This is a genomic window from Nonomuraea longispora, from assembly GCF_004348345.1.
Lineage (GTDB): Bacteria > Actinomycetota > Actinomycetes > Streptosporangiales > Streptosporangiaceae > Nonomuraea > Nonomuraea longispora.
The window spans coordinates 19,904-27,840 of the sequence record NZ_SMJZ01000119.1 but is presented as its reverse complement, the minus strand read 5'-3'; the positions used below and the strand labels follow the sequence as shown (position 1 = coordinate 27,840).

7 protein-coding genes are annotated in these 7,937 nt (G+C 72.8%); 6 read left to right on the top strand and 1 reads right to left on the bottom strand.

Annotated elements, in window-relative coordinates; translation table 11 throughout:
- The 3 genes from E1267_RS44630 to E1267_RS27305 form a co-directional block, all read left to right on the top strand.
- On the top strand, nucleotides 1-756 hold a 756-nt coding region (locus E1267_RS44630; RefSeq protein WP_484213945.1), incomplete at its 5' end, for a gluzincin family metallopeptidase.
- A 12-nt stretch (nucleotides 757-768) separates the two neighbouring features.
- On the top strand, nucleotides 769-2,286 hold the full coding sequence (locus E1267_RS27310; protein WP_132336361.1) for a M48 family metallopeptidase: 1,518 nt from the start codon (nucleotides 769-771) through the stop codon (nucleotides 2,284-2,286).
- Nucleotides 2,283-3,398 carry a glycosyltransferase family 4 protein gene (locus E1267_RS27305; RefSeq protein ID WP_246064294.1) on the top strand — a complete coding sequence of 372 codons (1,116 nt, stop codon included), beginning with the start codon at nucleotides 2,283-2,285 and terminating at the stop codon, nucleotides 3,396-3,398. Before E1267_RS27310 ends, E1267_RS27305 begins: the two co-directional genes overlap by 4 nt.
- A 191-nt stretch (nucleotides 3,399-3,589) precedes the next feature.
- Here the strand turns inward: E1267_RS27305 and E1267_RS27300 are convergent, their stop codons facing one another.
- Nucleotides 3,590-5,338 carry an AMP-dependent synthetase/ligase gene (locus tag E1267_RS27300; RefSeq protein WP_132336357.1) on the bottom strand — a complete coding sequence of 583 codons (1,749 nt, stop codon included), beginning with the start codon at nucleotides 5,336-5,338 and terminating at the stop codon, nucleotides 3,590-3,592.
- 119 nt (nucleotides 5,339-5,457) lie between these two features.
- Here E1267_RS27300 and E1267_RS27295 point away from each other — a divergent pair, with 119 nt between their 5' ends.
- The 3 genes from E1267_RS27295 to E1267_RS27285 are packed head-to-tail and all read left to right on the top strand — an operon-like array spanning nucleotide 5,458 to nucleotide 7,866.
- Complete coding sequence (locus E1267_RS27295) at nucleotides 5,458-6,225, top strand: metallophosphoesterase family protein (protein WP_132336355.1); 768 nt, start codon at nucleotides 5,458-5,460, stop codon at nucleotides 6,223-6,225.
- 53 nt (nucleotides 6,226-6,278) lie between these two features.
- Nucleotides 6,279-6,716 (top strand): SRPBCC family protein, encoded by a 438-nt coding sequence (locus tag E1267_RS27290; protein ID WP_132336353.1) that lies wholly within the window; start codon nucleotides 6,279-6,281, stop codon nucleotides 6,714-6,716.
- Nucleotide 6,717: 1 nt separating this feature from the next.
- Nucleotides 6,718-7,866: an ArsA family ATPase gene (locus E1267_RS27285; RefSeq protein WP_132336351.1), complete on the top strand. Its 1,149-nt coding sequence runs from the start codon at nucleotides 6,718-6,720 to the stop codon at nucleotides 7,864-7,866.
- Nucleotides 7,867-7,937 lie beyond the last annotated feature (71 nt).

Genomic DNA, 7,937 nt, shown 5'->3' with positions numbered 1-7,937 from the left:
GCCGACGCCCCCGCTCCCGGCCCGCCCGTCCTGCCCGCGCCTGCCCGCGACCTGTGGCCGGACGGCCAGGCCCTCGCCCGCGGGGCACGTTCCCTCGTCACCGGCCACCATGCCGCGCCCGGCACGCTCGACGAGCTCGCCCGCCGCGCCGACTCGGCGGCGCTGCGGGTCGCGGCCGTGCTCGGCCGCCCCGTACGGCCCGTGGTCATCGTCCCCGACACCGCGCGGGACGCCGCCAGGCTGGCCGGCTCCGGACCTCTCGACGGGCTGGCGGCCGTGGCCGACGACGGCCGGGTAATCGTCGTCCCCGAGTCGTTCGGCAAGCTCACCTCCCTCGGCAAGGACGTCGTCCTCACCCACGAGCTGACCCACGTCGCCGCGGGCACCGGCGGACTGCCCGTCTGGCTCTACGAGGGCTTCGCCGACTACGTGGCCTACCGGGACGCCGGGCTGCCCGTGCGCACGGCCGCCGCCGAACTGGCCGCCGAGGTGCGGGCCGGGCGCGTGCCGACCGCCCTGCCGGGGCCCGAGGCGTTCGCCGTGGGCGGACCCGGCCCAGGACGGCTCGCGCTGGCGTACCAGGAGGCCTGGCTGGCGTGTCGCTTCCTTTCCCGCCGTTTCGGTGAGAGGAGCCTGGTGAGGCTCTACCGTGATGCGCAGGCCGCCGACGTCCGCGCGGCGCTCGCCGTGCTCGGGCTCTCCGTGGCCACGCTGACCGCACGGTGGCGCGTGTACGTGCGGGAGCAGCTCGCGTGAAGGGGGAGGGACATGAGCGGACGTCAGGACGCGGACGGCCCGTCGGAGGAGGCCGAGACGGGCGGGGAGACGAGCGGACCCGTTGACGGAGTCCACGCGGGAGCCGTGACGGCGCAGGACCGCGCGGGCGCCGCGACGGAGGACGGCCCGCCGGGCGCGTGGACACGTCACGAGCGTGGGCAGGGGGACGGCATGCCCGTGACGACGCCAGACCCTGGGCCAGACCCTGAGCCGGGTCCGGAGCCCGACCAGGGGCCCGCCCCCGGGCCGGATTCGGCGCCCGGCCCGGCTGAGCGCCGGTTCAGGCGGCAGGCCGCCGTGGTGCTGGGGGTGCTCGCGGCCGTGATCCTGGCCGTGGCCGCCTTCAGCACGCCGTGGCACGCCCTGACCGCGGGACCGCCCGACCCGGCGCGCGACTTCACCGCCGCCGAGATCGCCAGGGCGCAGGCGTTCGACGCGGCCACGTCCCTGCCGAGCTATCTCGGGCTGGCGCTCACGCTGGCCTTCGCCGCCCTGCTCGTGGCCACCCCGTTCGGGGCCAGGGTGCTGGGCCGGCTGAGAGGCCCCTGGTGGGTGCGGGTGATCGTCGGCGTCCTGGTGCTCACCGCGATCGTCGAGGCGGTCAGGTGGCCGCTCGGCGTCTGGTTCGAGACGGTGCTGCGCGACTACGGCCTGTCCACCCAGGACTGGGCGGGCTGGACCGCCGACCGGCTGAAGAGCCTCGGGGTGGAGGCCTTCCTGCTCTGCCTCATGCTGCTCGTCCTCGTCGCGCTGGCCCGCAGGATGCGGCGGTGGTGGATCCCGGCGGCCGCGGGGGCGTGCGCGCTGACCCTGGCGATGTCGTTCGTCTACCCGGTGGTTTTCGAGCCGCTGTTCAACGACTTCACGTCCATGCCACAGGGCTCGCTGCGCGACAACCTGCTGGACATGGCCGAGCGCGACGGCGTGCCGGTGCGGGACGTGCTGGTCGCCGACGCCTCACGGCGTACGACGGCGCTCAACGCGTACGTGTCGGGCTTCGGCGCCACCCGCAGGATCGTCGTCTACGACACGCTGCTCAAGGCCCCGCAGCCCCAGGTCGAGCTGGTCGTCGCCCATGAGCTGGGCCACGCGAAGGCCGACGACGTGCTCTACGGCACGCTCGTCGGCGCCCTGGGCGCGGCGCTCGGCGCGGTCCTGCTGTACCTCGTGTTCGGCTCGGTACGCCGCCGCGCCGGCGTCGCCTCGATCGCCGATCCACGCGCGGTCGGCGTGGTCATGGGCCTGATGACGCTGGGCTCGCTCATCATGGGTCCCGCCCAGAACGTGATCAGCCGCCACATCGAGGCCAGGGCGGACGTGCACGCGCTCGACCTCACCCGGGATCCGGCGACGTTCATCGCCATGCAGAAACGGCTGGCAGTTACCAATATTTCCGACTTGTCGCCGGATGCGGTGGAATATGTGCTGTATGCCTCCCATCCTTCCAGCCCTGAGCGCATCGCCCTGGCCCGCTCATGGGCCGAGCTGAACGGCGTCCCGGTGTCGTGACCCATGCGGACGTGCTCTTCGTCACGAACGACTTCCCGCCCAGGCCGGGCGGGATCCAGTCGTTCGTGCACGGGCTCGCGCTGCGCACGCCGGGTGTGATCGTCTACGCCCCCGCCTGGCCGGGGTGCGCGGACTTCGACCGGCGCCAGCCGTACCGGATCGTGCGGCATCCCACGCGGCTCATGCTGCCGACACCGGCCGTCGCGCGCCGGGCCGCCGCCCTGGTGGCCCGGCACCGCACGCGGACCGTCGTGTTCGGCGCGGCGGCACCGCTCGGCCTGCTCGCGCCGCGCCTGCGCGCGGCGGGCGCGCGGCGCGTGGTGATGCTCACCCACGGGCACGAGGCGTCGTGGGCGAGCCTGCCCGGATTCCGTCCCGCGCTGCGCAGTATTGCCGAGCACGCCGACGTGGTGACGTATCTGGGCGAGTACACACGGGCCCGCCTGGCGGCGGCCGTCCCCCCGGCCAAGCTCGTACGCCTCGCTCCGGGCGTGGACACCGCCCAGTTCCGCCCGGGCGCGGCCCGCCGGTCCGTCAGGGCCGAGCTGGGCCTCGACGACAGGCCGGTGGTGGTGTGCGTGTCCCGGCTGGTGCCCCGCAAGGGCCAGGACCAGCTCATCAGGGCCTGGCCGAAGGTGTCGCGGGCGGTGCCGGACGCCGTCCTGCTGCTGGTGGGCGACGGGCCCTACCGCGGGACGCTGGAGCGGCTGGCGGCGGGGCAGGAGACGGTCAGATTCACCGGTACGGTGCCGGCGGCCGAGCTGCCCGGCTACTACGCGGCCGGCGACGTGTTCGCGATGCCGTGCCGTACGCGGTGGAACGGGCTGGACGTGGAAGGGCTCGGGATCGTGTTCCTGGAGGCGTCGGCGGCCGGGCTGCCGGTGGTCGTGGGAGCCTCCGGCGGCACGACCGACGCGGTGCGGCCCGGAGAGACGGGCCTGGTCGTCGACGGCGAGGACGTCGACGACATCGCGCGGGCCGTCGTCGAGCTGCTGAGCGACCCCGGCAAGGCGCGCAAGATGGGGGCGGTCGGCCGCGGCTGGGTGGCGGCCGAATGGGCGTGGGACCACGTGGCCGCCCGCTTCCACGCCCTGCTCGCGGGCCATTCCTAGCCCTTGGCCGATCCCAGCGTGGGAGCGGCCACGAACTGTTCGCGCAGCTGCCGGAAGACGATGAGCGTCCCGTCCACGACCCGGCCACCGGCGCGAGCAAGGGGGTCAAGAGCCGAAGCCGCGGCGTGGAGGGCGTGGGGAGGCTCCGGCTGATCGGCGCGCGGACCCCTCCCGAAGGGCTGCGTCGCGGCTCAGTGCCCGCCGTACAGGTCGTCGATCTCCTGCTGGAAGTCGCGCAGCACCACGTTGCGCTTGATCTTCAGGGTGGGCGTGAGGTGCCCGCTGTCCTCGGTGATGTCGGCGGCCAGGACCACGAACTTCTTGATCTGCTCCGCCTTCGACACCGACGAGTTCGCCCGGTCGACCGCCGCCTGGATGCTCGCCAGCACCTCGGGGTCGGCGCGCAGCCGCTCGGCCGTCGCCCCCTCCGGCAGGACCTCGGGATCGAGGGTGACGAGCGCCGCCACGAACGGGCGGCCGTCTCCGACCACCATGGCCTGTGAGATCATCGGGTGGGCGCGCAGCGCGTCCTCAAGAGGGCCGGGCGCGACGTTCTTGCCCGCCGCCGTCACCAGGATCTCCTTCTTGCGCCCGGTGATCCGCAGGTAGCCGTCGGCGTCGAGTTCGCCGATGTCGCCGGTGTGGAACCAGCCCTCGGCGTCGACCACGTCGTCCGTGGCCGCGTCGTTCTTCCAGTAGCCGGCGAAGACGTTCCTGCCCTTGGCCAGGATCTCGCCGTCGTCGCCGATGCGCAGCGTGACGCCCGGCAGCGGCTTGCCGACCGTGCCGATCTTGTTGGCGCCCGGCATGTTGACCGAGCAGGGGGCCGACGTCTCGGTCAGGCCGTAGCCCTCGAAGACCTCGATGCCCACGCCCCTGAAGAAGTGGCCGAGCCGGTCGCCGAGCGCCGAGCCGCCGCACACCGCCGCGGAGAGCCGGCCGCCGGTGGCGGCGCGCAGCTTGGCGTACACCAGCCTGTCGAACACCGCCCGCCGCAGCCGCAGCCCGAGAGGCGCCCCGCCGGAGCTCTCGGCGCGGCTCCAGGCCACCGCGACGTCCACCGCGCGGGCGAAGATCGCGCCCTTGCCTCCCGTGATGGCCTTCTGCTCGGCGGAGTTGTAGACCTTCTCGAAGACGCGCGGCACGCCGAGCAGGAACGTCGGCTGGAAGCCCTGCAGGTCGGGGGCGACGTTCTTCATGTTGGGGGTGTGCGCCATGACGGCGCCCGCCTCGAACAGCACGACCTGGATCATCCGCGCGAAGATGTGCGCCAGCGGCAGGAACAGCAGCGCGGCCGGGTCCTTGCGGGCGAACAGCGGCTCCAGCGGCCCCCGCAGCACGTTGAGCGCGGTGAACAGCAGGTTGTCGTGGGTGATCCGGCAGCCCTTGGGCCGGCCGGTGGTGCCCGAGGTGTAGACGATCGTGGCCAGGTCGGAGGAGGAGACCCGCTTCCTGCGCTCGTCGACGGCGGAGGACGGGACACCCTCGGCGTCGAGCGTGCCGTCGATCCGCCAGACGGCCTTGAGCTCGGGCGCCGCCTCGCGCACGGTCTCCTCGTGCCCGTCGAGCTCGACGAACGCCGCCCTGGCCTCGCTGTCGGCGAGGATCCACGCCACCTGGTCGGCCGAGGAGGTCTCGTAGATCGGCACGGTCACCGCGCCGATGGACCAGATGGCGTAGTCGACGAGGGTCCACTCGTAGCGGGTGCGCGACATCAGCGCCACCCGGTCGCCGTGCTCGACGCCCGCGGCGATCAGCCCCCTGGCCACCTCGACGACCTGGTCGCGGAACTCGGCCGCGGTGACGGCGGGCCAGCCCGCGTCGGTCCTGCGGCGCATGACCACGGCGCCGGGCCGCTCCTCGGCCCGCGCGAAGACGGTGTCGGCCAGGCCGGCGGAGGCGGGCACGTCGACCATGACGGGGACGCTGTACTCGCGCACGGATCAACTCCTCTTCGTGACGAACTGGCCTGGACGTTACCGCGACAAATTACGCGCTGGTAGCTCCGTCACTGAGGCGTTATGTCCCGCCAGCAGGCGGGGCTCTTAGGATTTTCCCCATGAGGGTTCATGTGGTGAGCGACGTGCACGGCAGGGCCGACGCGCTGGCCAGAGCCGGCGACGGCGCCGACGCGCTCATCTGCCTCGGCGACCTGATCCTCTTCATCGACTACGACGACCACGCGCAGGGCATCTTCCCCGACCTGTTCGGCGCCGAGAACGCCTCCGCGTTCATCGCCCTGCGCACTGCCAAACGATTCGACGAGGCCAGGGCCATGTCGGCGCGGCTGTGGGCCAGGCTCGGCGGCGACCCGCGCGAGCACATCGAACGCAACGTGCGCGCCCAGTACGAGACCCTCTTCGCGGCCATGCCCGCCCCCGCCTACCTGACCTACGGCAACGTCGACGTCCCCGCCCTGTGGGCCGACTACCTCAGGCCAGGGCTGGAGGTGCTCGACGGGCAGGTCACGGAGATCGGCGGCCTGCGGTTCGGGTTCGTGGGCGGCGGGCTCAAGACCCCCTACCGCACCCCGTACGAGCTCGGCGACGAGGAGTACGCGGCCAAGGTCGAGGCGGTCGGCGAGGTCGACGTTCTGTGCTGCCACATCCCGCCGGCCCTGCCCGAGCTGCTCTACGACGTGGTGGCCAGGAGGTTCGAGCGCGGCAGCGAGGCCACGCTGGAGGCGATCAGGCGCACCCAGCCGCGTTACGCGCTGTTCGGCCACGTGCACAACCCCCTGCACCGCCGCACCCGGATCGGGCGCACCGAGTGCGTCAACGTCGGCCACTTCCGGGGGCTGGGCGTCCCGTACGTGCTGGAGTGGTGAACGCGGAAGGCGCCGTACGTCCCGCGCGGCGTGTTGTGCATTACGGTGGTCGCATGGCTGATCGCACCACTTCGAGCACCACCGTCAGCGCCGGTCGCGCCGATGTCATGGCGGTCATCGCGGACTTCCCCGCCTACCCGGAATGGGCGGGGCAGGTCAAGAGCGCGGAGGTCGTCTCCACCGGTCCCGACGGCAGGCCGCGGCAGGTGCGATTCGCCCTCGACGCCGGCCCGATCAGCGACACCTACACCCTCGGCTACACCTGGCACGACGACGACGGCGTGAGCTGGCAGGTGGTCGAGCCGGGCAAGATGGTCTCCGACCTCAGGGGGAGTTACCGGCTGGCCGGCACGGGCAGTGACACCGAGGTGACGTACGAGCTGACGGTCGATCTCAGCGTGCCCATGATCGGCCTGATCAAGCGCAAGGCGGAGAAGGTGATCGTGGACACCGCGCTCAAGGGTCTGAAGAAGCGCGTCGAGGGCCGCTGAGTTGAGCCCGCGGGTTCTGCTCTTCACCGGCAAGGGCGGCGTCGGCAAGACCACGGCCGCCGCCGCGACCGCCACGCTCGCCGCCGCCCGCGGCCTCAAGACGCTGATCGTCTCCACCGACACCGCACACTCGCTGGCCGACGCGCTCGGCGCCGAGCCCGGCGAGATCGCGCCGGGGCTCCACCTGCACCAGGTCGACACCCAGAAGACGCTGGAGCGCCACTGGGGCGAGCTGCGCGAATACGCCCGGGGCGTCCTGGTGGAGCTGGGCCTCGACGAGGTCACCTCCGAGGAGATCACCGTCCTGCCCGGCGCCGAGGAGGTCATCGCGCTGCTGGAGCTGCGCGAGCACGCCCGCGAGGGCCGCTGGGACGTGATCGTGGTCGACTGCGCGCCCACCGCCGAGACGCTGCGGCTGCTGGCCCTGCCCGAGGCGCTCGACTGGCACGTCAGCAGGCTGATGCCGGTGGGCCGCAAGCTCGTGCGGCTCGTCTCGCCGTTCGTGCGCAGCGTGGCCCACGTCAGCGCGCCGGGCGAGGACGTCATGAACGCGGGCGAGCGTTTCCACCGCGGCCTGATGGAGGTGCGCGAGCTGCTCACCGGCGACCACGCCTCCGTGCGGCTCGTGCTCACGCCGGAGGCCGTGGTGCTCGCCGAGGCCAGGCGCACCATGACCTCGCTCAACCTGTACGGCTACCGCGTCGACGCCGTCGTCGCCAACCGCGTCTTCCCCGCGGGCGACGCCGACGAGTGGCGTGCGCGGTGGGTGGAGGCGCAGTCGAGGCTGCTGACCGAGGCGGAGGAGTCGTTCGCGCCGCTGCCCGTCCACGTCGTCCCCTACCTGCCCGCCGAGCCCGTCGGCAGGAAGGCCCTGGCGGAGCTCGGCGCGTCGATGTACGGCGAGTCCGACCCGTTCGCCCCGCACACGATCGAACCGCCGCTGCGGATGAGCGCCGACGGACTGGCCCTCGCCCTGCCCGGGGCTGACCGCGACGACATCGACCTGGCGCGCAAGGGCGACGAGCTGATCGTCACCGCAGGCCCCTACCGGCGGATCCTGGCGCTGCCGGCCGCGCTGGCCCGACGTAAGATCAGTGCGGCCTCGCTCCGCGACGGCGTGCTCAGCGTGCGGTTCGGCGATCCCGCGTGACGGCGATTTCTGCATTACCGTTCAGGTCGGGGAACGAGTCCGCGACCTGACGAGTCGAGGAGGACGAGCGA